Origin of the sequence: Methanolobus vulcani (genome assembly GCF_900100715.1) — an archaeon.
Lineage (GTDB): Archaea > Halobacteriota > Methanosarcinia > Methanosarcinales > Methanosarcinaceae > Methanolobus > Methanolobus vulcani.
Window position 1 is genome coordinate 66,924 of sequence record NZ_FNCA01000008.1, and the last position, 22,881, is coordinate 89,804.

General features: G+C 37.8%; 24 protein-coding genes. 13 read left to right on the forward strand and 11 right to left on the reverse strand.

Annotated elements, in window-relative coordinates; all coding sequences use genetic code 11:
• Window positions 1–2: 2 nt before the first annotated feature.
• The 6 genes from BLP52_RS11305 to BLP52_RS11330 form a co-directional block, all read right to left on the reverse strand.
• A complete protein-coding gene (locus BLP52_RS11305) occupies window positions 3–2,900 on the reverse strand; it encodes a type I restriction endonuclease subunit R (RefSeq protein ID WP_091710596.1) in 2,898 nt (965 codons plus the stop codon).
• Entirely contained in the window at window positions 2,890–4,152 is a 1,263-nt protein-coding gene (locus tag BLP52_RS11310; RefSeq protein ID WP_091710597.1) for a restriction endonuclease subunit S, read from the reverse strand. Before BLP52_RS11310 ends, BLP52_RS11305 begins: the two co-directional genes overlap by 11 nt.
• Window positions 4,149–5,642: a type I restriction-modification system subunit M gene (locus BLP52_RS11315; RefSeq protein WP_091710598.1), complete on the reverse strand. Its 1,494-nt coding sequence runs from the start codon at window positions 5,640–5,642 to the stop codon at window positions 4,149–4,151. Before BLP52_RS11315 ends, BLP52_RS11310 begins: the two co-directional genes overlap by 4 nt.
• A complete protein-coding gene (locus tag BLP52_RS11320) occupies window positions 5,639–7,123 on the reverse strand; it encodes a type I restriction-modification system subunit M (protein WP_091710599.1) in 1,485 nt (494 codons plus the stop codon). The genes BLP52_RS11315 and BLP52_RS11320 overlap by 4 nt, the downstream gene beginning before the upstream one ends.
• Window positions 7,124–7,307: 184 nt before the next feature.
• On the reverse strand, window positions 7,308–7,454 hold the full coding sequence (locus tag BLP52_RS14450) for a hypothetical protein (protein ID WP_154717860.1): 147 nt from the start codon (window positions 7,452–7,454) through the stop codon (window positions 7,308–7,310).
• 261 nt (window positions 7,455–7,715) lie between these two features.
• Complete coding sequence (locus BLP52_RS11330; protein WP_091710601.1) at window positions 7,716–8,549, reverse strand: TrmB family transcriptional regulator; 834 nt, start codon at window positions 8,547–8,549, stop codon at window positions 7,716–7,718.
• A gap of 175 nt (window positions 8,550–8,724) precedes the next feature.
• Here BLP52_RS11330 and BLP52_RS11335 point away from each other — a divergent pair, with 175 nt between their 5' ends.
• From BLP52_RS11335 to BLP52_RS11345, 3 genes are all read left to right on the forward strand, one after another.
• Complete coding sequence (locus BLP52_RS11335; RefSeq protein WP_091710645.1) at window positions 8,725–9,477, forward strand: class I SAM-dependent methyltransferase; 753 nt, start codon at window positions 8,725–8,727, stop codon at window positions 9,475–9,477.
• Between the two features lie 74 nt (window positions 9,478–9,551).
• Complete coding sequence (locus BLP52_RS14710; protein WP_238380814.1) at window positions 9,552–9,749, forward strand: CRISPR-associated endonuclease Cas1; 198 nt, start codon at window positions 9,552–9,554, stop codon at window positions 9,747–9,749.
• Between the two features lie 251 nt (window positions 9,750–10,000).
• On the forward strand, window positions 10,001–10,558 hold the full coding sequence (locus BLP52_RS11345) for a GNAT family N-acetyltransferase (protein WP_238380815.1): 558 nt from the start codon (window positions 10,001–10,003) through the stop codon (window positions 10,556–10,558).
• 130 nt (window positions 10,559–10,688) lie between these two features.
• Here BLP52_RS11345 and BLP52_RS11350 read toward each other — a convergent pair whose 3' ends face one another.
• The 4 genes from BLP52_RS11350 to BLP52_RS11365 all read right to left on the reverse strand — a co-directional run bounded on the left by BLP52_RS11350 (window position 10,689) and on the right by BLP52_RS11365 (window position 14,827).
• On the reverse strand, window positions 10,689–11,114 hold the full coding sequence (locus BLP52_RS11350; protein ID WP_091710602.1) for a GNAT family N-acetyltransferase: 426 nt from the start codon (window positions 11,112–11,114) through the stop codon (window positions 10,689–10,691).
• Window positions 11,115–11,502: 388 nt separating this feature from the next.
• Window positions 11,503–13,206 carry a SulP family inorganic anion transporter gene (locus tag BLP52_RS11355; RefSeq protein WP_091710603.1) on the reverse strand — a complete coding sequence of 568 codons (1,704 nt, stop codon included), beginning with the start codon at window positions 13,204–13,206 and terminating at the stop codon, window positions 11,503–11,505.
• Window positions 13,207–13,646: 440 nt separating this feature from the next.
• A complete protein-coding gene (locus BLP52_RS11360) occupies window positions 13,647–14,249 on the reverse strand; it encodes a c-type cytochrome (RefSeq protein ID WP_238380816.1) in 603 nt (200 codons plus the stop codon).
• Between the two features lie 140 nt (window positions 14,250–14,389).
• Window positions 14,390–14,827: a hypothetical protein gene (locus tag BLP52_RS11365; RefSeq protein WP_091710604.1), complete on the reverse strand. Its 438-nt coding sequence runs from the start codon at window positions 14,825–14,827 to the stop codon at window positions 14,390–14,392.
• Between the two features lie 385 nt (window positions 14,828–15,212).
• Here BLP52_RS11365 and BLP52_RS14455 point away from each other — a divergent pair, with 385 nt between their 5' ends.
• The 5 genes from BLP52_RS14455 to BLP52_RS11390 all read left to right on the forward strand — a co-directional run bounded on the left by BLP52_RS14455 (window position 15,213) and on the right by BLP52_RS11390 (window position 18,227).
• Window positions 15,213–15,464, forward strand: a complete 252-nt coding sequence (locus BLP52_RS14455) for a hypothetical protein (protein WP_154717861.1) — start codon at window positions 15,213–15,215, stop codon at window positions 15,462–15,464.
• 202 nt (window positions 15,465–15,666) lie between these two features.
• Entirely contained in the window at window positions 15,667–16,098 is a 432-nt protein-coding gene (locus BLP52_RS11375; RefSeq protein WP_274377649.1) for a DUF2798 domain-containing protein, read from the forward strand.
• Between the two features lie 169 nt (window positions 16,099–16,267).
• Window positions 16,268–16,534, forward strand: coding sequence for a hypothetical protein (locus BLP52_RS11380; protein ID WP_091710607.1), 267 nt, complete (start codon window positions 16,268–16,270; stop codon window positions 16,532–16,534).
• A 394-nt stretch (window positions 16,535–16,928) separates the two neighbouring features.
• Window positions 16,929–17,513 carry a YkgJ family cysteine cluster protein gene (locus BLP52_RS11385; protein ID WP_091710608.1) on the forward strand — a complete coding sequence of 195 codons (585 nt, stop codon included), beginning with the start codon at window positions 16,929–16,931 and terminating at the stop codon, window positions 17,511–17,513.
• A gap of 153 nt (window positions 17,514–17,666) precedes the next feature.
• Window positions 17,667–18,227 carry a YkgJ family cysteine cluster protein gene (locus BLP52_RS11390; RefSeq protein ID WP_162272981.1) on the forward strand — a complete coding sequence of 187 codons (561 nt, stop codon included), beginning with the start codon at window positions 17,667–17,669 and terminating at the stop codon, window positions 18,225–18,227.
• On the opposite strand, the gene BLP52_RS11395 is transcribed toward BLP52_RS11390, so the two are convergent.
• Window positions 18,186–18,440, reverse strand: a complete 255-nt coding sequence (locus tag BLP52_RS11395; protein ID WP_091710610.1) for a hypothetical protein — start codon at window positions 18,438–18,440, stop codon at window positions 18,186–18,188. The two genes, BLP52_RS11390 and BLP52_RS11395, sit on opposite strands and share 42 nt — an antisense overlap.
• 229 nt (window positions 18,441–18,669) lie before the next feature.
• Between BLP52_RS11395 and BLP52_RS11400 the strand changes: the two genes are divergently transcribed.
• From BLP52_RS11400 to BLP52_RS11420, 5 genes are all read left to right on the forward strand, one after another.
• Window positions 18,670–18,978 carry a (2Fe-2S) ferredoxin domain-containing protein gene (locus BLP52_RS11400; protein ID WP_091710611.1) on the forward strand — a complete coding sequence of 103 codons (309 nt, stop codon included), beginning with the start codon at window positions 18,670–18,672 and terminating at the stop codon, window positions 18,976–18,978.
• Between the two features lie 337 nt (window positions 18,979–19,315).
• Entirely contained in the window at window positions 19,316–20,764 is a 1,449-nt protein-coding gene (locus tag BLP52_RS11405) for a saccharopine dehydrogenase NADP-binding domain-containing protein (RefSeq protein WP_091710612.1), read from the forward strand.
• 173 nt (window positions 20,765–20,937) lie between these two features.
• The gene (locus BLP52_RS11410) at window positions 20,938–21,540 is read left to right on the forward strand and encodes an NAD(P)H-dependent oxidoreductase (protein ID WP_162272982.1); all 603 of its coding nucleotides are present in this window, start codon (window positions 20,938–20,940) and stop codon (window positions 21,538–21,540) included.
• A 157-nt stretch (window positions 21,541–21,697) separates the two neighbouring features.
• A complete protein-coding gene (locus BLP52_RS11415) occupies window positions 21,698–22,459 on the forward strand; it encodes a formylglycine-generating enzyme family protein (RefSeq protein ID WP_091710614.1) in 762 nt (253 codons plus the stop codon).
• Between the two features lie 43 nt (window positions 22,460–22,502).
• Entirely contained in the window at window positions 22,503–22,877 is a 375-nt protein-coding gene (locus tag BLP52_RS11420; RefSeq protein WP_091710615.1) for an iron chaperone, read from the forward strand.
• The last annotated feature ends 4 nt before the right edge of the window (window positions 22,878–22,881 follow it).

A 22,881-nucleotide genomic window follows, 5' to 3' on the forward strand; every position in this document is an offset into this window, starting at 1 on the left:
ACTTAATAATGCTCTCTGATATACTCATAAGCCTTGTCGAACAGTTCATTCTCCTTATGCAACTTATACTTCAACAAAGTCCTACGCAAAGCTTTCTGAACATCCCTCTCACCTGCAGATGTCCATTGCCAGCCATCGAATCTGGTATATTTAACAACCTCATCAATATCATTAACAATTCTTTCTATGATTGCTGGTGTCGTTTCAACCTTGCATTCAAGGAACAATTTTGTTAATGCTTGTTTTGTATCGTCAACTGGCTCTGCTTCAGTTTCTCTTTCCAGTTTGACGGTGTCACGGGCAATTTCTAGGAGTTTTTTGAGGAAATCAATACTGCTGATAGCATTTCTGTAATGCATTTCCTTTACTTTCTCCAGTCTTTCTCCAAGCTCCTGGAATCTGGGATCATCTACGTGAACGTGTAATCTCCATTCAATCTTCAAGGCAAGTTTCTTTCCTTTTACATCAGCATCTTTATCCGTGAGATGATCGAGAATATTGGCATCCATTATCAAGGTTTCAAGGTCATCCCTGATTGTTTGCACTGTGACGTTCTCATGTATAAGTTTCAGTGTTTTGGCACCAAGGGCATGCCAGATAAGTTTTCCATTTCCACTTGGCGGTCTTATGGATTCATATACTTGTGTAAGCCATTTGTAATCCTTCTCATATGGATCCAAAAATGAATCTGGGGATATAGCTTCCCAATGACGGGACAAATATGAGTAATCAGCTGCAAAGAAATCCCTGCTTTCATCTGTTCTCAGACAATCCTGGGCTGCGAGCAAGCCTTCATATCCATCAAGGGTTCTGTCAACACCTTCAAAATGTGAAAGGCAAGTTTCCAAAGCACGGGGGAACTCTGCTTTTAGCATTTCAATGTTGGAGATTACTGTTTTCATTTCCTCGACATCAAAATCCAAAGCTGATGCTACATTGTCAAATATTCCAAGGTAGTCTATTATTAATCCATGGTCTTTGTCTGGGTAAGGTCTGTTAACACGACAGATTGCCTGCAGAAGGTTATGGTCCTTCATTGGCTTGTCAAGGTACATTGCCTGGTTGATTGGTGCATCAAATCCAGTAAGCAGTTTTGATGTTACAATAAGAAGTTTCAGTGGGTCATTGGGATCTCTGAACCTGTCCAGTAGTTTTTCCTGTTCATCGTCTGTCAGGGAATAACTTTGCTTCCAATCGTCGGGGTCCTTCTGCCTCAGCGTCATAACAACAGCAGACTCTTCAGGTGGCATGTGTTTGTCAATTTCCTGCTTGTACAGGTGACAGGCTTCTCTGTCCCATACGACAACCTGTCCTTTGAAATCATTGGGGTCAACATGTTTCTTGTAATGCTGGACAATATCCTTACAGACTCTACTAATTCTGTCAGGTGTTTTAGCTAGGACTCCGTATTTTCCTGCACGATCAGAAAGTTCAGCTTTGTCACCGTAGCTCAGATTATTTTCCTTTGCCATCCATTCGAATTCTTCATCAATGGCTTTTTTATTGATATGTAATTCAACGGGACGTGGTTCAAAATAGATTGGCAGGGTTGCCTTGTCTATGATAGACTGTTCGAAAGAGTACCGACTAAGATATCCGTTCTCGTCTTCTTCAGCACCAAAGGTCCAGAATGTGTTTCTGTCCCTGGTGTTGATTGGCGTACCTGTGAGACCAAATAGGAATGCATTTGGAAGAGCTTGTCGCATCTTCTGACCAAGGTCACCTTCCTGGGTTCTATGGGCTTCATCAACAAGGACTATGATGTTTTCCCTGTCGTTGAGAACTCCATCAGCTTCTCCGAACTTATGAATGGTTGTGATTATGATTTTCCTTGTATCCTGTTTCAGTAGCTGTTCAAGTTCTTCCCTTGAATCAGTCATGACAACATTCGGAACATTGGAAGCATTAAAGGTTGCACTTATCTGAGAATTAAGGTCTATTCTGTCCACAACCACAAGCACGGTAGGACTTCTGAGTTCAGGGTTACGTCGAAGTTGCATAGCTGCGTAAACCATGAGCAAGGATTTACCTGAACCCTGGAAATGCCATATCAGACCTTTTCTGATCCTTCCATCGATAACTCTCTGTACGATTTGTTTTGCAGCTTCATACTGCTGATAACGGCAGAGAATCTTAATCTTCTGGCCACCTTTTGTGGTGCTGTACAGGGTGAAATCTTTCAGTAGTTCAAGGACAACTTCAGGTTTGAGCATTCTATTAACGGAGCTTTTGACTTCATCCAGCAGATCGAATGCATCTTCCTCAGTCTCTCTCCATGGTTGCCATTTCTCTATTGGTAACTTTATGGAGCCAACACGATAGACCTTGCCTTCAGTTGCAAAGCAGAATACATTAGGTACAAAGATCTCAGTAACAGAGTTCTGGTACTCTTCCAGTTGTACAGCTCCGTCAACCCATGATACTGCAGGTCTTACAGGACTTTTTGCCTCTCCTATTACCAGTGGAATACCATTTACCAGCAGAACAATATCAGGTCTTCTCTCCTGACCAGTCTTAAAGGTGTACTGGGTTGTTACAATGAAATCATTGTTTTTGAGATTATCATAATCAATAAGTCTGACAGAAACATGCTCTCCGTTCTCCCCAAAAGGCATGGTCTTCTCATTACGAATCCACTCGGAAAACTCCTCGTTTGCCCGTACAAGCCCCATTCCCTTTGCACTTTGGATAATTGCTCGAAGCTTGTAAAGAACTTCATCAGCACGACCTGGTTCTTCAGCAATGGAAGGATTCAGTCTGATAAGAGAATCTATGAGATGCTTCTCAACCAGCACATCAACTTCCCTCCTTGGAAGCTGCTCTCTTGGTACAAATTTCCATCCCATATTTGTCAGAAGATCTCTGACAAAATTCTCGACTGAATTTTCCTCATTGAACATTTTGAAGAGCCTCTTGGGGAATTTTTAGGATTCCTGAAATAAAATCATTTGTAACTTTAAGTTTTAGATTTTCAATATTATTCTTATGTTCTTGATACTTTTGAATATTTCTATCTAATTCTAAAAAAATATCTGTGATTTCATTTTGTTCAGATATTGGTGGAAGAAAAATAATTAAATCCCTTACATCAGATAAATTAACTCTTGGTCTAGTGCTTCCAACCGTTTTCGCAACAAATTGATAATTACAAATTGGAGAATTTAGCATATATTCAATAAACTTTTTATTTGCTTTTTGTGATGAAACCCTAATTCGTACTACATCAGAAGTTACAATGCCATTTTTCATATAAGCTGGCACTTCACATGTCTTGCCAATTGGATCACCTAACTTGGCAAGTACAATATCTCCTTCATTATATGAATGATAAGATAATTCGTCAGCTTTCTCTTTTGATATATATTTGATATCTTTAAGTATGAAGTTATTTCTCTCAATGTTCTGTAAACGAATAATTGGGACACCAGATTCTTTGTAGTCTTTAACTTTTAGATTTGATCCAAAAGGACCTGCAACAATCGAGTCTTTATCTTCCCCAATTTCTGATAACTTTATAACATTCCAATTTTCAGGTATGTCCCCATAATCAGTTTTTTTGAAGGAACTATGATTTATTCCTTTAGTTAACAATTTATTTAGAAATTCTTCTTTTACTTTTCGTGATACTAATAGGAGTTTTTCTATTCGATTTAGGTTATCCTGAATACTCCATATTGTTTCTACAATCTTTTTTTGTTCTTCGATAGAAGGAATTACAATTTCTTCTTCAGCAAGTTGTTTCCATTTGATTCTTTTTGAAAATGCACCTGCCGAAAGTGCTATAATTTTGTTCTCAAATGGTTCAAATTGCATAAAAATAGGTAAAAAGCCCTCTACTATATATTTAAGGATTGGCTCTAAAACGATAATATCACCAGAGCAGACACCATCAAAGGGAGCTACAGATACTCTTCTAAGATATGTGTTCCTTCTGGCAAAAAGAATGTCATCTTTTTCAAATAGTTTCATCGTAGATGTGACATCACTTGTACTGCCATATCGTTTTACAACTAGTTCCCCTGAATCAAGATGTTCCAATCCAACGTATTTTTCATACCCAGACTCACCTGGATCATCTACTCTAACGGACTTTTGTTTTGCAAGTTCCTTGAACTTGACTTTTATCCAGTTCTCTGGAATTTCCTGGTTCAATTTATAACCTCCTTGAGAACATCTGATAAATTACAATAGGATTCTTTTAGCTGTTGTGAGCTATTCTGCCACTCTGAAACAACCTCTTCAATAGTTTGTTCTTCTTTCTGGTTCTCTTCTGATAATTCAGGTCGCACGTATAATGCGACATTAATAACATGTTTATTATCTCTGATTTGCTGTAATGTAGCAATCTTTGTCCTTCCTGGAACTTCCTTAAAATCAGAATACCATTTGTATATGCTGGAAATATGTTCATCTGAAAGGAAACTTTGAGTCTTTTCCTTTATGATTTGGTCATAAGCTCTAATAAAAACGACTTTACCTTTTCGTTCCTCTGGTTTGTTTTTGCTACAGACTACAATGCAGGAATCCATTGGTGAATTGTAGAATAAATTTGGTCCAAGCCCAATTACACAATCTACTAGATCATCTTCTATGAGCTTGCTACGCATATCCAATTCTGCATCTCTGAACAAAATTCCATGTGGCCAGAGTATTGCACATCTCCCAGTATCTTCCTTCAGGGAAGAAACGATGTGCTGAAAGAAAGCATAATCCGCACATCCCTGGGGTGGTGTTCCATAGATGTTTCTGCTCCAAGGGTCATGTTGCCAAGCTTTCTGATTCCACTTCTTTATCGAATACGGTGGATTGGCGAGAACCATATCGAACTGTTTAACTCTGTCATTTTCCACAAATGCAGGATTTGAGAGTGTGTCTCCCCTTACAATATGGAAATCCTCAAAACCGTGGAGGAACATGTTCATCCTTGCGATTGCTGAGGTTATGATATTGATTTCTTGCCCGTACAGACTGATATTCCTGTACTCCTGACCATTTTCCTTGGCAAGAAGAGCAGCGTTGAGTAACATGCCTCCTGAACCACATGTTGGATCATAGATACTCTCGCCTGTTTTAGGGTCAACAATCATGCTCATCAGGCGTACAACAGTACGGTTGGTGTAGAATTCCGCAGCAGTATGGCCGCTGTCATCAGCAAACTTCTTGATCAGGAACTCATAGCCTGTACCGAACTCATCCTGTGGTACATTCTTGAGTGAAAGATTGATTGTTGAGAAATGTTCTACAAGGTCGATCAGAATCTTATCGGTCAGACGGTTCTTATTTGTCCAGTTAGTATCGCCGAAAATTCCTGCAAGTCTGTCAGGATTGGCCTTTTCAATTTCACTCATGGCAGTCTTTATTGCCTTGCCAACATCGGTGGAAACGTTTCTGACATCTTCCCAGTGTGCACCCAACGGAACCTGGAATCTGTGGTTCTCTGCAAACTCTGCGTATTCCTTGTCTCCATCAGACTCTTCAAGAGCTTCCTGATACTCTTCATCATATACATCAGATATACGCTTAAAGAACATCAACGGGAATATAATGCTCTTATACTCTCCAGGATCAATAACACCTCTGAGAAGTACAGCAGCTCCCCAGAGATACTGCTCAAGTTCCTGCTGTGATATCATTTTGCTCATAATACACCCACCTCTTTCAGCAAAGCTTTCATTTTCTCCTCGGATTCAAGGAACTCATCGTATGCATCATTCAATTCCTTGAAGGTTTCTTTAAGGTCAATCTCTTCGACAACAAATTGCTTCCTGACATATCTGGAAATATTGAGGTTGAACTCGTTATGCTTGATCTCATCAATATCTACTACCTTACTAATGTCTTCAATATCTTCGAACTTCTCATACCATTCAAGAACCTGCTCAGCATGTTCCTCTAAAAAGAAATTCTGATTTCTTCCTTTCTGGTATTGCTCAGAAGCATCAATAAACAGAACCTTATTCTTATTGGCTTCATCCTTCTGATTTCTGTACACAAGGATACATGCACTGATGCTAGTACCATAAAACAAATTAGGTCCAAGACCAATCACAGCTTCCAGCATATCATTTTCAATCAGCTTCATTCTGATCTTACCTTCAGCTCCACCCCTGAACAATGCACCATGAGGTAATACAATTGCCATTCTGCCTGTCATTGGAGCCATGGATGATATCATGTGCTGAACCCATGCGTAATCTCCATTACTCTTTGGTGGCGTTCCTGCAATATTCCTTCCAAATGGATCATGCGACCAGTGTTCATGTCCCCAGTTCTTCAAAGAAAATGGGGGATTGGCTATCACCGCATCAAACTGAGAAAGCATATCGCCTTCATGGAAAGAAGGATTTCTCAGTGTATCGCCTCTGATAATCCCAAAGTCCTGGACACCATGTAAGAACAGATTAATTCTGGCAATAGATGAGGTTGTCAGATTCTTTTCCTGACCATAAAGTTTCAGTGTCCTCTCATCTCCACCCTTATTCTTAACATAATGATATGCTTCCAGCAGCATGCCACCCGAACCACATGCTGGATCATATATGGATTCCTTCTCCTGTGGCTTGAGGATACTACCCATTAAATGAACGACAGTTCTTGGAGTATAGAACTCTCCTGCTTTTCTGTTGGTCAAATCTGCAAACTTCTTGATTAAATATTCATAAGCCTGCCCCAGCATATCAGGTTCGACATACTTCTTGGAAAGGCTCTTACTTGAAAAATGATCAACTAAATCTATCAGAAGCTCATCAGATAATCTGTCCTTGTTGCTCCAGTTAACGTCACCAAATATCTCGTATAACTTGTCCTGATTTTCCTTTTCAATTTCCCTGAAAGCATGCTGAAGTGCCTGACCAACATTGGTTGTTTTCTCTTTAACATCATCCCAGTGAGCACCTTCAGGAATTATGTAATCGTGCAGTTCTGGAAAAGATGCATATTCCTCATCACCATCAGATTCAGCCAATGCTTGATTATATTCTTCATCATAGACATCTGATATTCTCTTGAAGAACAAAAGCGGGAATATGTATGCCTTGAAATCCGATGCATCTACAGGACCTCGTAGGATGTTTGCTGCATCCCATAGATATTGTTCAAGTTCTGAGAGAGTGATTTTTTCCATTATTGGAGTGTCTCCATATTCTGTTTTGATGGCATCTAAGAAGCCCCTGAATAAAATAATAAGTATGTATCAATAAAATGGTTTGAACACTGTATGTCACACAACTTCATAAATTAAACTTAATAAATTTAAATTTATGTATATCGCATCTTCTCAAGGTACTTTTCAGTGTTTAATTTATATCCTAGAAAAGTCTCCTGAGTCTGTCGCTTTGTCCGTTGTGTCCGTCTCCTATCTGTCGTTTGAATTTGTCTCCCATGTCTCTTGGAATGTCTCCTAAATATTGTACGAGGAGACAAAGGAGACTCATGTCTCCATCAAAATTAGCCATTTGCAACAAGTTTCTCCCACTTATCCAAGCGTTCTTTATTATGTGCATTAAGCGTAAAAGGAGTGTCTGCCTTCGCATTTTTCTTCATATAATGCAATGTTCCCTTTGAAAATCCTAACTTTTTCCAATCAGAATAAGAAATACTGAGTATTTTCTGTCTTCTGTCGCTTAAATTACAATTTATTCCATAAGTATCATGCAACAATTCAATGAGGTTACAAACTAGCAGGCATCAACAAGAAGCTCATAACTTAGACCAGTTTATGCGAGATCGAATCGCTTCCCCTTATTCCAGAGGTCGTCGAATTTAGCCTTGAAACGCTTTGTATATGATTCATCATGAATTTGCGTCATACCGAGGCTGGTATCCGTATTGATCTGATCTTCAATATCAAGCAAGAGCGTCTTTGAATCAAAGATAACAAAATCATGCTTTGTTTCCAGAATTCTTATTTCCATGAATTTCTGAACATTACTTTTGACTGACTCATCTTCTATTGAAGTAACAAGTTCTTTTATTGACGGTAACAGTTGAGAGTGGGAATCCAGAATTTTAACATAAATACCACGCTGTGCCAAATTTAAGTAAGCCTTGCTGAATACTGACATTGAATCATCATATTGTTCTGATACTCCTGGCTTATACTTAATGGGAGTAACAACACATATTTCATGCTCAATATCCTCAAAAAATGAATTAACTGTCTCTTTTAGTTCATCATCATGGAACTTGTCAGGCCAGAATATTGTTTCAACATGCGTTGGAGAATCATCATTGGAGAGCTGTCGTTCAATTTCAGCCAATGCTTCCCTGAGAAGTTTGAGCTCATTGAGTGCTTCTTCTTCTCTTCTTTTGTACATAACATCAAAAGCAATTTTCGTATCAACAGGCCTGTATTTTCGTGGTCTGGAAGGTTTGATCTCCACAAGGCCATACTTGTTCAAATCACTCAAAACCTCATAGATCTTTCCAATGGGAACTCTTGATAACTGTGATAATTTACTTGCTTCCAGCTCTCCTTTTTTAAAAAGCATCCAGTAAACGGTTCTTTCATATTTGTTCAAACCGATATTTGCAAGTAACTTTTCATCCATCTTTTCACTACTTTTTAGTTTATCGTAAAGTAAAACTGTTATCTATTCTGCGTGGTATTAAGAATCACTGCTTGAACATATAAATTTGTAATTATCAATGCAATTATCAATAAATCATATGGACTTTATTGCATATTTATATCAAGTAAAATAAATGATAAATATAGGTGCAAATATGGAATCGGAATCAGCAATTTTTGAGATATTTGATGGGTTACCCAGACAGGGACCGGGTAGTAATGAATGTACTGAAAAAGCATTCAATATGCTTTCTTCCCTTCCCGCAGGTACTAAGATACTTGATATTGGATGTGGTGTCGGTATGCAGACAATTCATCTTGCTAAGATCTGTAAGGACTGTCATATTACTGCAACTGACATTTACCAGCCATTTTTGGATAAACTGATGGAAAATGCAGCTAAAGCAGGAGTTGATGGCAGGATTACTACAGTTTGTGCTTCCATGGATGACCTGCCTTTTGAAGCAGGAGAATTCGACGTGATCTGGGCAGAAGGCTCCATCTTTATCCTTGGTTTTGAAAAGGGGATCAGCTACTGGAAACGGTTCCTTAAAAGTGGTGGCTATATGGCAGTGACAGAGAACACATGGTTCACGGACGAACCTTCTCCGGAAGTTGTTGAATTCTGGCAGGAGATATATCCTGGTATAATGAACATACCTAACACTGAAAAAGTTATCAAGGCAGTAGGATATGATGTCATTGATAACTTTAAGCTGCCAGTTTCTGTCTGGTACGAGTTTTATGACAATCTGGAAAAAAGAGTTGATGAGATCAGTGATAACTACAAAGGAAACACTGAGGCAGAAATGATACTTGAGTTTAACAGAAAAGAGATAAAACTCTTCAGAGAAATCCCGGATGAATATGGTTATGCATTCTACATTTTTCAGAAGAATGCAAATTAATGGTCTGTTACTGATGAACAATTAAATGATGCAGAGACTCAAAAGGAACAGGAGCATGAGATAAGACTAACGTTATGCTAAATTATGGCTATTCATTGCTTGAAGCTGAATGTATAAGAGTCATTAATTCAGTTTGTCTTTATTCTCATGTTGGTTTCTTGCATGAGATGAAGCTCACAGATGAGTTAAATGCTATGATGAATTCCAGAGTAGAATACAGAAAAAAGAATACTACTTGGGGAAGTATTCTTTTGTTGAAGGCTAGGAATTAGCTCAATACTTAGTAGGCAAGAGGAGAACTGTTGAATTCAGCAAACCTGCTTACATTGGGAAGAGAGACGATACCAATCTATTGAGAAAGAAGATTCTTATCATCAGTTATACAGAATGGAAGAAAATAGGATTCTCAAAAGGTACTTTACACCACATGAAGAAGAATTCCGAAGCTGATAAGCCTTTTAGTTTGAATGCTCATGTTAGGGAAAGGCTGGAAAGCCTTTAAATGAATTATACATTATTTCTAATGATAAAAATGAAAGATGATATTCATATCAGGGAAGCAAAAGAATCTGATTTTGATGATGTAATGCGCGTGGAAAAAGAAGCATTTGGTTATGAGAAGGAGGCAATCTTAGTATCTGAACTTCTTGAAGACAAAAGCGCAGCACCAGTTTTATCGTTGTTGGCTTTCAAGAACGATGAAGCAGTTGGACATATTTTATTTACAAAAGCAACTTTAAATGGAAAAACATCTCCTTTAATTTACCTCCTTGCACCTCTTGCAGTAAAACCACAACATCAAAAAAAAGGAATAGGTGGAATGTTGATCAATGAAGGTTTGGAGAAATTGAGAAAAATTGGCGCTGAAATGGTATTTGTTCTCGGACATGAAAGCTATTATCCAAAGTACGGATTTAAGCAGAATGCCGGATGTATGGGTTTTGATGCACCTTATCCGATTCCCGAAGAGCATGCAGGTGCATGGATGGTATATCCTTTAAACTCAGAATCTAGTGGTAAAGTTAAAGGCCAGGTTATTTGTGCTGATGCTTTGAATAAGCCGGAGCATTGGAGGGAGTGAAAGGTTTTTTATATTGATATTCTAGCTGAAACTGAAGCCAGTAAGCCATTTACTCTTAATGCTCATGTGAGGCTAATAGGCCTGCATCTTTATTAGAGGGGCATATACTCAAAGTGAAAACATTAATTGTTTAGTCTATATCGTTTAATAACTTAGATAGAAGTACAGATGAAGGACATTTCCATCCATTCTTTTCATAAAAACTGATTGCAGGTGGAAAAATATCTCCAATCACCAGATGGCAACCTTGTGAAGAAAGCATTCTTTCTCCCTCTTGTAGCAACTTCATACCAATTCTTTTATTTTGTTCCGATTTTGCAATAACCAATTCACTTAAATATGCTCTGAAACCACAGTCATGAAAAGAAGCAAATCCTATGATTGTTTCATTTTCTTCTGCAACCAGTACATTACCTCCGCTGCTACGTAGAACAATCTCAACTACATTTTCTCTCCATAGCTCTTGCCAGACTCCTGGAATTGATTTCAGAAGCTTTTTGATTTGATTTTCATCTGATAGCCTTGCTTTTCTTATGATCATTTTTATACCTGCCATTGTATTTTTAGAGCCAATACCTAAATATATTTAATGCGAAGTTTAGCACCACTAAAACGCATGCCTATACCATGTTCATATTCTATTCAGAATTAAGAAGAAGTAATTTCATTTTTAACCTCACTTCCAGTATTAAGAGACGTTATTATTAATACGCAATCTTGCATCATAACTTTTATGACTTTATTCGGATATAAAATAATACTGTGACTGTTAAATAGAATAATAATACCCCTATAGAATCTGATTTTGTATACGAAACTTTTGATTTGTCACTTACTTCTATACAAAAATCTATAGTGAGATATTTGTGATAGCAATGTCATTTGCATATTTGGTTCATATATACAAACTTAAATGGTGACCCATCTTCATCCAGTCAAAGAAATCATTCTTCTTGCAAGTTCCTGTAAGCTTCCAGTACATCCTGAACTGACTCGAAAATATGATCCTTACCGATCATTTCAGTTATACCGTCCCTATCAAGCTCATCCATAACAGGCTGCACCACATCACTTAATACAAGAGTGATATTCATTTGTTGCAATTTGGTGCATACATTTTTAAGCGCCTCTATCGATGTGAAATCGATATCTTCGATATTCGTAGCAGAAACACAAAACCATTTAAGTCCCCCATCTTTTTTGGCAAGTGCAATTATTTCTTCCATGAAACGGGTTTCGTTAGCAAAGTAGAGATTTGAACCGAAACGGTATATCAAAAGCCCCTTTACAGCTTGCTGCCCTTTTTCGAGTGGAACTGTCCTCATGGCTCCTCCCTGTTTTGGAACAAGCAGCAGGTTCAGTGGCCGGTAACTGTGGCGCAGGTGAGCAATAACCGAGAGTATTATAGATATCACAATTCCCTGCTCAACACCTATAATTACAACTGTCATAGCTGTTATCAGGGCAACATTGAATTCGACAGGGCGCTGTCTGTAAAGAGCAGCCATCCCTTTGGTATCGATAAGTCGCAGACCAATGAGGAACACCACCGATGAAAGTACGGCAGTGGGCAAATAAGCGAATGGCTTTGTAAAGAACATCAGAACTATCACAACAATGAAGACCGTTGTGAGCTGGGTAAGCTGGGTACGCCCTCCTGCACTTCTGACCATTTCGGTTTTTGTCGGACTGCCATTGACCACGAAAGTACCTGAGATCCCTGCCGCCACATTGGCAAGGCTAAGTCCGATGAGATCTGAATTTTCATTGAAAGTGTCGGAAAACTTCATAGCATAAGCCCGGGAAGTTGCAGCGCTCTGGGCGAGAATTATAATGAAACAGGCCGCTGAAATGTTAAGAAGCTTGGGAATATCAGAAAGCGAAACTTGAGGCAAACCGAGATGAGGCAAACCTACGGGTATCGTATCAAGAATAATGATCCCGTAAGAAGAAAGATTAAACATCCAGCTTGCGGTAATTGCCCCGACGATAGCTATTAGTGCACCGGGGATTTTACTTTCAATTCTTTCACTAAGAACTATAATCCCTATCACAGATAATGAGACTATAAGAGTAGGAACGTTCGTAAGAGCCAGGGTTTTTACTATAGACGAGAGTAAAGATGAGAGATGCATTAGCGTCCAATCTAACCCTGAGGATATCCCTAACATCCCACCAAGCTGTGAGATCGAGATACGGATACCTACACCTGATAGAAATCCTATCAGAACTGTGTGAGAGAGGAAGTCAGCCAGAAAACCGAGTTTCAGCAGGCCTGCAATAAGAATGAAGATTGCTGCAATTAGAGCGATCATTCCGGCATATGCAACGTATTGAGGAGATCCCGGCACTGCCATTGTTATAAGTCCGCTCGCTATTATCGCTGCAGTTGCAGAATCGGCTCCGACCACAAGATGGCGGGATGAACCGAAAATGGCAAAAGCTAGCATAGGAAGCAGGATTGTGTAAATTCCGGTAACTAAAGGCATACCTGCAATCCTGGTGTACCCCATAACTTCTGGAATGGCGAATGCTGCGAATGCAATCCCTGCAGTGATCTCCATAGGTATTTGTTTAGGGCTTGAGGGTAATACTCCCTGGAAAAGAGGAATGCGAAGAAACCTTCCTGGATTTTTTGCAGGTTTCATATTCGTTTTGATCTCCTATTATTACTTCATCTATGATTTTCAATCATAATTCATTTATAATCTTTACTTATATTCCTTCAACAAACTTCTGTTTATCTTAAGGAAGAAGTTTTATTTTATTTTCCATGGCTCTTTCCTGAGAAAGTCATGAACTGTCAGTTTTCAAGTTAAAACTTATATTGTTTAATCCTTTTCAAAACCTCTAGGAAATATTTCAATGTCAAAAACTGGTTCTAATACAATTAAAATTACTTCGCAAATTATTATTTAAATTTAGATATAAATACCTAATTCATATTATGAGTTATTTATCAAAATCCTTGATGTTTCTTATTCCGAACAGTCTTCAAGAGTCAACTATAAGAATATTGATAAAGCCAAAAATAAGAATGCTAAAAAAATAAGGAAAATCCAGTTATTTAGTATCTGGATTCAAAAACTTATATTTCTTTTAGATACTCAATAATATCATTCAGATCTGCGTCAGACATCTGCCATCTTGGCATTACCAGATCAAGTTGTTTGCCAGCAGGATCAACACCATCTCTTATTGCCGCCTTGATGTTCTCATCGGTAAAGACTTCATCTCCAGATGTAAGGGTACTATAAGTAATGTCAGCTGGTACCGTATAGGCCATCATGACCGGAACACCACCCTTACCATCAACTCCATGGCAGTTGACACAACTTCCACCGTGTACGTAAAGCCAATTAGGGCCATAGGTAAAAGCGATCTTCTGCCCGCTTACATTGTAACCCGTGTAGTAGATTGTTTCACCATTTGAAGTAAAATTTGTTTTCATATCCACTCCATAAGGGTAAACATAGCCAGAGTCCATCATACCATTCTGAGAATAATAACCGGATCCCATCATTCCGCCTTCACCATAATATCCCTGCCCCATCATGCCTCCTGGCTGATTGTAACCTGGCATATATGCATAATTTGATTGCTGATTACTCATCATGCTGATTACTACTACCAGAAGGATAACAATGATCAGTCCCACTAAGGCAAAGAAGTATTTTTCTACTTTTTCCATTTCTAAACCTCATATATTTATGGAACTAAAAGAAATATAACACTTATCTTTGTATTAATATTTCATATGATTTATTTAGCCCTTAAGTTGAAGCATTTTTTATGAGAAAACTTTTCCCAACATAACAGGCTTGCATGAAATCATGCCCATAAAAACCACCATGCAAGCAAAGCGATTATGGGATATGTGATATACATTACAGGTAGGTTTGTCTGACCAATCTTCACCCAGGGATAATAATCAACAAATTCGGGGTTCCATTCAGAGAAACTAACGACCGGGTTCACGAGAAACCAGGTGAAGTCCTCAATGACTATGCCTGAGAAATATGCACTCACAAGCATTCCGAAAAGGTGGATATCCCAGCCGTTGACAACCAGCGGCAGGGTCAGCAGCAAGGGCCACATGACAAAGAAAAGATAGAAATGATAGGCTGTGAGGCTGACATGCTTACCAAAGTGGATCGTCCAACCGATCTTCCCTCGATTACCTGCATTTCTGCCTTCAACATATGCTTCCCAGAAAGCTGTAGCTATCATTGCAGCCCATATCCACGCAAAGATCAGATAAACATTCACAGTAGTAATCACTTTTCATTGCATATATTTTATTTGACAGAGAGATGACAATTCAATTTTTATGGATATCAGCAATCTTTGTTCATTTTCAGTGATACAAAAACAACCTCCGGGCTAAAAACAAAGTAACCATTCACCAAAAGCGGTACATTGCGATGCTGCTATGTAGAAGATTAGTCAAGAGATTATTGCATTTTACTGAGAATGCTACAGAAGTCCTGTGAATAAACTATTCAGATTTTTGCAGATTATTTTGTTTTATCTTGTTGGAAAAGGCTGGCTTTGCCGAATCCCGGGGAATCTATCAAGTTATTCATTGCCTACAATAGAGTTTAATCTCCCATTTTTTCAACAATTATTTATTTGCATAAAATCAATCCTTTTTATGCCAAAATCACCGGAACCAGATAAGCAATCATCCAAAGTTACTGAACGGATAAATGCGACAGCACTTGAATTACTCGAAAAGCATCCGGAAGGGCTACGCTGGTCAGAACTGACATCAATGATAATGGAATCTAATCCCACATTTCATCCAAAGACTGTTAACGGATGTATCTGGAAACTGATTAATAGATATTCAGACAGGGTTTACAAGCCATCTAAAGGGCTTTTCAAATTACTGAAATATAAATAACGTAAATGATGCTGACTGCAAACAGGACAACATGCGTTAAATTTATCTTCGATCTGGACTACTATCAGCTATTATAAGAAGATGTCAATTTTTTTGATACATATAAACACTCCTTGTGTTAAACTTTCTTATTACTAAAAAATCACATGCACAAGGTGACTATTTGATAACTAAGAAAAAAGAGAATCTGATCCATACATTCATGTATGTTTGCTTTATGGCTTTTGTAATGACAGGATATAACATAACAGTACATCAGGGATTTTCTGCAGATCTCATTAAAGTAACCTGGTTAAGTTTCCCTCCTACTTTTATAATTGCATTTACACTTGAATATTTCATTGTAGGAAGGCATGGGATGAAACTGGTATTAAAATTACACAAACAACATCATACCCCTTTCCAGAAAAGAGCTATTACAGCATTGGTTTTTGTTGCCGCAATGGCAACTTTAATGTCATTATGCTTTTCAATCTTATCAGTTGGGATTTCAAAAGAACTGCCTTTGACCTGGGCTTCAAATCTAGCCATTAATGCTTTATTTGCCTATCCTCTGATAGTGTTTGTTGCAGGTCCACTGGTTGGTTTTGTATTCAGGAAGATATTTCCTGAAGGTTCTATCGTTGATGTTTAAGGGATTTTATAACCAAACTCCCATATTTTTTTAAGAATTGCTGCCTCACCTCTAATAATATGTTCAATTGTTGAACTTATTATGTTTTTTATATTATTATGTGCAAAAAAGTCTTTTTTGGAAAACTATAACAATTATTAATTGCATAACCATTTTGGGGAAGTCACGTATGTCATCATCAAACTATATTCAATTGATTAAAGATGAAATGTTGAATGAAATGTCAACAAATATTAATGAGTTATGTGGCAAATCTTCTATTGTTAAAGGACAGGATGTACTTGTAGAAAATGTAAAAATTGAGACAAGTCGTGTTGTAGATATTTACAAACATCCTATGTATAATATTTACATGAACCATCAATTGAAATTCAAAGATGTTTCACTATTTGATGCAGTGTATCACGTTAGCATACATTTTGGGAATGGAAGATAATTGTTTTGTATTTCATTTTTTACAGTTCAAATTATGGCTGCTATCAGTTTTTATCTTTGATTTCAAAGATAGTCGTCAAAATCATTTAATACATTTATCCAAAATATCGCATAATATTTGATATTTTCGTTATATATTGATTAATAGAAGTTTTTTAAGCTTAAAATACTATATTATCTTGTTTTATTATAAGAAACAGCTCATTATAAGGCTTTATTTTCATAAAAAAGCTAAAAACATACATATCCAATATTAATCATTATCTAACCTCTTTTTAATCTTTAAATTAGTTCTAATCAGTTTATTCTAAGCAAAACCATTATATTCTTGATATTTATTTACAAGAATAATTCAGAATAGCCCGAATGGGTAAAAAGCTGGTGAAATAAGGTTTATGGAAATAAGCGCTGCTGTCAAAAAAGAAATTCGCTATAGCGTTGTACAGAACATTTTGAAACATTATCAGTGCCCTGAAACATGTGAAGCACATTGTTGTTGTAATGGGCAGATACATTTTTTTGAGGATGAAGTGAAAGTCCTGACAGGCATAGACAGTGAGAAAGCAAAAAGGATCACAAACGAAGGATTATGCGCAGGTCTTTATCAGATGGTCACACCCTGTTCTTTCCTCAAGGAAAATGGCAGATGCGGTGTTTATGAAAATAGGCCTACTGTTTGTGGTATGTATCCATTCAAAGTCAATACATCAGGTAACTCTGTAGGATTGCAGCCATGTCCTATTGGATTTATGATAATCAGGGATTTTGCCGAATTGATCGTTGAATCATTTTCAAGATCCGGAGCATCAGATGAAGAAAAGGCCATGATAAAAGAAGAATGGCAAAAAAATGTAGACTCGTATGAGACAGAACTTACTGAATTCCACTCAAGGACAAGCCTTAATGAAATGCAAATTCCATTTGATGAGCTCGAAATGCTTTCAATATTCCTGTCTTCAAAAAAAGCTAAGAATAGCTAGGCATTTTTAAAAATACCTCATTGATTCATATTTTAACTCCATTTCATTTTTTAGTAATTTGTGTTCTGGAATACCTTTAAAAGATAATTTAGAAAAATTCATATAGAAACCGGTTTACCAACTTATTATCTTAGAAAATTAAAGGTGGTTGGTTTGCTTATTTCTGAAACTTATGAAATTGTTGAGGTAATCCTCTCGCATTATTCCTGTCCTTCCAGCTGTAATGCTTTTTGTTGTAAAATAGCAGACATCAGGCTGGATGAAAATGATCTGGAACGATTAAAACAGACACCGGAATATAAAGCTGATAAGGTCAGGCCCTTCAACGAAGATGAAGAACATCATCATAAGATATCTCCTCCCTGTCCCTTTCTAAGATTTGATCGATGCACCGTATATGATAAAAGACCAGCTATATGCAGGTTGTTTCCATTCAACATTTGTGGTCTGCCGGATGCATTGCTGTTGTTCCCGTGTGATATGGGAGTAAGTATATTCAAAGATTATGTAGAATATTCAGATAAGATCTTGAAGCATCCGATCTCAGTATCAACGATCGAGTCTTTTGCACAGTCTCATTGTTCTTTCAGAACAAAATTTAATGAGGGGTCATACATTCCTATGTTAATTCTCAAAACCAATGATCTCGAAGCTTTTAAAGAATATCTTGTATCAGGATTCAGATCTCAGGGAAACCCGGAAATCCCAATTTAATTTATTTTTATTCACTGGTGAGAAATTACATCTGACCATTGCTTCCTTAAACTGTTTATTTGTGATAAAAAAACCAACAGGTGATTCCTCAAATAAGGTTTTGAGTGCAAAGCTTGCATGAGTCTTTTTTGATCCTTTTTGCGGGAGAATGTTTTCCATTATCCACTTGTCAATGGTTTTAATTTCAATATCACTTAGCTCGTAATCACCCATTTCGCTCACTCCTGTCTTTTAACTATCCTTAGATTAAGACTCTCTATATGGTACATGGCTTTTTTAATGTTTGTTCTTTTTAGTGAACCATTAATTTAGTAAACGAAAATAGCAAAATATGGCTAAAACGAAGTTTTAAATATAATAACATCAGTAAATGCATTCCGAGTATTCATCAGTTAACGATACAGCTCAAAACACAGACTGAACTTGATTAAGGAGGATTATCATGCAAAAACCAGAAACTCATATATTCGTTTGCGCAAGCACAAGACTAAACGGAATGGTAAAGGGCGCTTGTGAGAACAAAAAGTCACACAACCTTGTAGGAATGTTTGCTGAAGAAGTAATGGACAGAGACCTTGAAAGTGAAGTGATGGTTACTGCAACCGGATGTGTAGGTCTTTGCGAGAAAGGACCAATTGTCATGATCTACCCACAGCAGATCTGGTATGGTGAGGTTACAGCAGGTGACATCGAGGAAATACTTGATGCAATAGAAGAAGGCGAAGTAGTAGAAAGACTGCTCATTTCATAAAACTAAACACAAAAACGTAAGGCGATTTATTCAATCAAGCTGAATAAGTCGCATTTATTTATCTTATTCTGACTATTTCTTTTTATTTATTGATTAGAGCATTTTACATTAATAATAGATTACAGAAGCTTCTTCTCTTCAATTAAATCTATAATCCCTGCCTTATAACATATAGATTCATAATAACCATCTTTTAATCAATTAACATTCAAAACAAAGCAGTATGAATATATATTTTGACGGTTACCTCATTTTATACTCATGACTTTTGATTTACTCTGGTTAAACAGGCCCAAAAGACAAAAAGTTATATGTCAGGGATGCCTGTACCAAAGGTATGAAACCCAAATTCTCAAAGAAGGTTCTCATCATCGGTTATGGTTCGGTTTCACAGTGCACCTTACCACTTTTACTGGACAAACTCGATGTTCCGTTAGAAAACATTACGCTAATAGACTTTGAAGACAAATCAAAAGCCCTGAAAAAATATACTAATCAGGGATTAACATTTGTCCGTGAAAAGATCACACCGAAAAACCTGAGTCAGGTCTTATCCAGACACATGGATAATGATGGCCTGATAATAGACCTTTCATGGAATATTGATGCAATTGACATCATTACCTGGTGCCATGAGCATAACGTATTGTATGTAAACACATCCGTAGAAGTATGGGACCCTACTGAAGATTTCCTTAACAGAAGCCTGCTGGAAAAATCCCTCTATCTGCGCCAGATGAAATTGCTTGAACTTTCCCGTGACTGGAAGGATGCACCTACTGCCGTTGTAGATCATGGTGCAAACCCCGGTCTTATTACACATTTTGTAAAGCAGGGCATTCTGGATATTGCAGAACGCACCTGTGCGGACAAAATAGTCTCCCCTGAAGAAGAAGAAGAAATTAAGCAGCTTGCTGAGAAAAGAGATTTTGCTCAACTTGCCCACAAACTAGGTGTAAAAGTTATTCACTGCAGTGAACGCGACACACAGGTTGCTAACCGCGCAAAGGAAGTTGATGAGTTCGTAGGTACATGGAGCATAGAAGGACTTCGAGAAGAAGGAACAGCTCCTGTGGAAATTGCCTGGGGCACACATGAGAACAAGATGCCACCATTGGCTCAGGTTCCTGACTTTGGCCCGCAAAATGTTATTTTCATGCCACAGATGGGTATGAATACCTGGGTAAGGTCATGGATACCTGACGAAGAGATCGTGGGTATGGTTATCCGTCACGGTGAATCATACGGCCTTTCTAAACTACTGACAGTATGGGATGAAGAGAAAGCGGTTTTCAGACCAACCATTCATTATGCTTACATGCCATGTCATGATACACTTTCATCTCTCTTTGAGTTACGTGGACGCAACTATGAGCTTCAGTCAAAGCTCAGAATAATGACAAATGAGATAGTTTCCGGTGAAGATATATTGGGTGCACTTCTGATGGGTCATTCTTACAATTCATGGTGGACCGGAAGTGCATTGAGTATCGACGACACAAGGTCTCTTGCTCCAGGTCAGAACGCAACAACTCTTCAGGTAGCTGCCGGTGTAGTAGCTGCTGTACTCTGGATGCTTGAGAATCCGAAGGAAGGGATCAGAACACCTGAAGATCTTCCACATGATTTTGTCCTGAACATTGCCCTACCGTATCTTGGTAATTTCATATCCACACCATCTGACTGGACACCACTTAAGAACCGTAAGATCTTCTTTAAGGAGAATCCGGCAGTGGAACATGATCCGGACCCATGGCAATTTGAGAACTTCCAGTTTATAGGATAATCTCAATAGAATATTGAATCATTAGCAAGAATAGATCCACAATGAGATGTTGAGTCTCTTTGTGAATCTATCATATCTATTTCTAATTTGCAGATGTTATTTATAGTGTAAAATATACTTATTCTAAGTAATTATTCTACAATAAGCATGGGTTTATTGAAAGAGGTATGAATATGGAGTTCAAAGAACTGACAACAGCAAGATATGCCAGCAGGAAATATACTGATAAGAAGATAGATAATGAGACTCTGGGACTCATAAAGGAAATGATCAGGAACAGTCCTTCTGCTGTGAATGTTCAGCCATGGAAAATCAAGATTATAAATGAAGCTGAGATTAAAGAAAAACTTGCACCACATGTATTTGGTGGACAGACTCAGATTCCAAGTTGTTCACACATTTTGGTCTTATGTGCAAATACTGACTGGGACAGCCATATCCAGGCAAATATAGAAGGTATGAAAAAGGCACAGGTTCCGCAGCAGAACATCAAATATTATCAGATGGCAGTTGATGGTATGTTTGGTCGTATCTCCGATGACGAGAGACTTGTGGAATCACAAAAAAATGTGTATATAACAGCAGCAGCAGCTGTATTTGGAGCGAAGTCACTGGGCGTGGATTCATGTATCATACAGGGATTTGATGTAGATGCTCTCAGCAAGGTTCTTGATCTGCCAGCAAATCTTACGCCCACATTAATAGTAACTCTGGGTTATGCTGCAGATAGTCCAGTTCCAAAAAGCAGACTTCCTGAAGATGAAATATTCTTTTGAATAGCTGCCAATAATTTTATATTTTTTTAGTTTCTCTATAGATCAGTCCAGAAACACATTGTATTAACGCAGCAATTGCACAAGTCATAAATTAGAAGTCCATCATAATCTTATTACGAAAAAAATCTTTGAAAACTAAAGAATATGGCTGGCAAAAATGGATGATAGAGATCAGACTTTAGGAATGGATGTACATATGAACAATATGTGCAACGAAACCACTGAGAAAGTATCTGCCGTTTCTATAAAAAATTCCATAGGAATGGAGTTTATGCTTATTCCTGCCGGTGAATTTTTTCTGGATCCCTCTGAATTCGACTATGAAATCTCAGCAAAGGTTACTATACCAGAACAATTCTACTTGGGAAAGTATCAGGTGACCCAAAAACAGTGGAACATTGTAATGGGAGACTATCCTTCCTGTTTTGAAGATGATAACAGACCTGTTGAATGCATTACATGGAATGAAGTTCAGAATTTTGTTAAAAAGCTGAATGAGCTGGAAAACACAGATAAATATCGTCTTCCTTCGGAGACAGAGTGGGAATATGCGTGCAGGGCCGGAAACGATACAAAATACTTTTTTGGCAATTCAGATATGGAACTGGATAATTATGCCTGGTATTATCTGAATTCAGGACATGAGACTCATCCGGTAGGCCAGAAAAAGCCAAATCCATGGGGACTGCATGATATGTATGGAAATGTCTGGGAATGGTGCCAGGACAGATATCACAGGAATTATGAGGAAGCTCTTGCCGAAGGCAGTGCATGGGATTTTGTTGGCAGCATTGGAATAGTCCTGCGTGGCGGTGCCTGGGTCAATTATTCTGATAAATGCCGTTCATCATATCGAAGTAGCTTTGATTCTGATTATGCTTCTTACTCTGTAGGTTTCCGCCTTCTTATGACATTGTGATCTTGCAGTTAAATTTAAAATATCAGAAAATCTTCAGTTAATTATGGAAAAAAGCACTTCAAAAACAGAATTTCATAATGTCGATGAATATATTGCAATGTTCCCGGAAAACATTCAGGATAAGCTAAAAGAGCTGCGAGAGTTGATACGGGAGATTGCACCAGAAACCGAAGAGATTATCAGTTACAAGATGCCTACATTCAGACTAAACGGCATTCTGCTTCATTTTGCAGCCTACAAGAACCATATTGGTTTTTATCCCACTCCTTCCGGAATTGCTGAGTTTAAAGATGAGCTTTCCAGCTATAAACATGCTAAAGGATCTGTTCAGTTTCCAATTGATGAACCGCTTCCAATTAATCTTATCAGAAAGATGGTAGCTTTCAGAGTTAAAGAGAACAATGCAAAAACAAATTAATGAA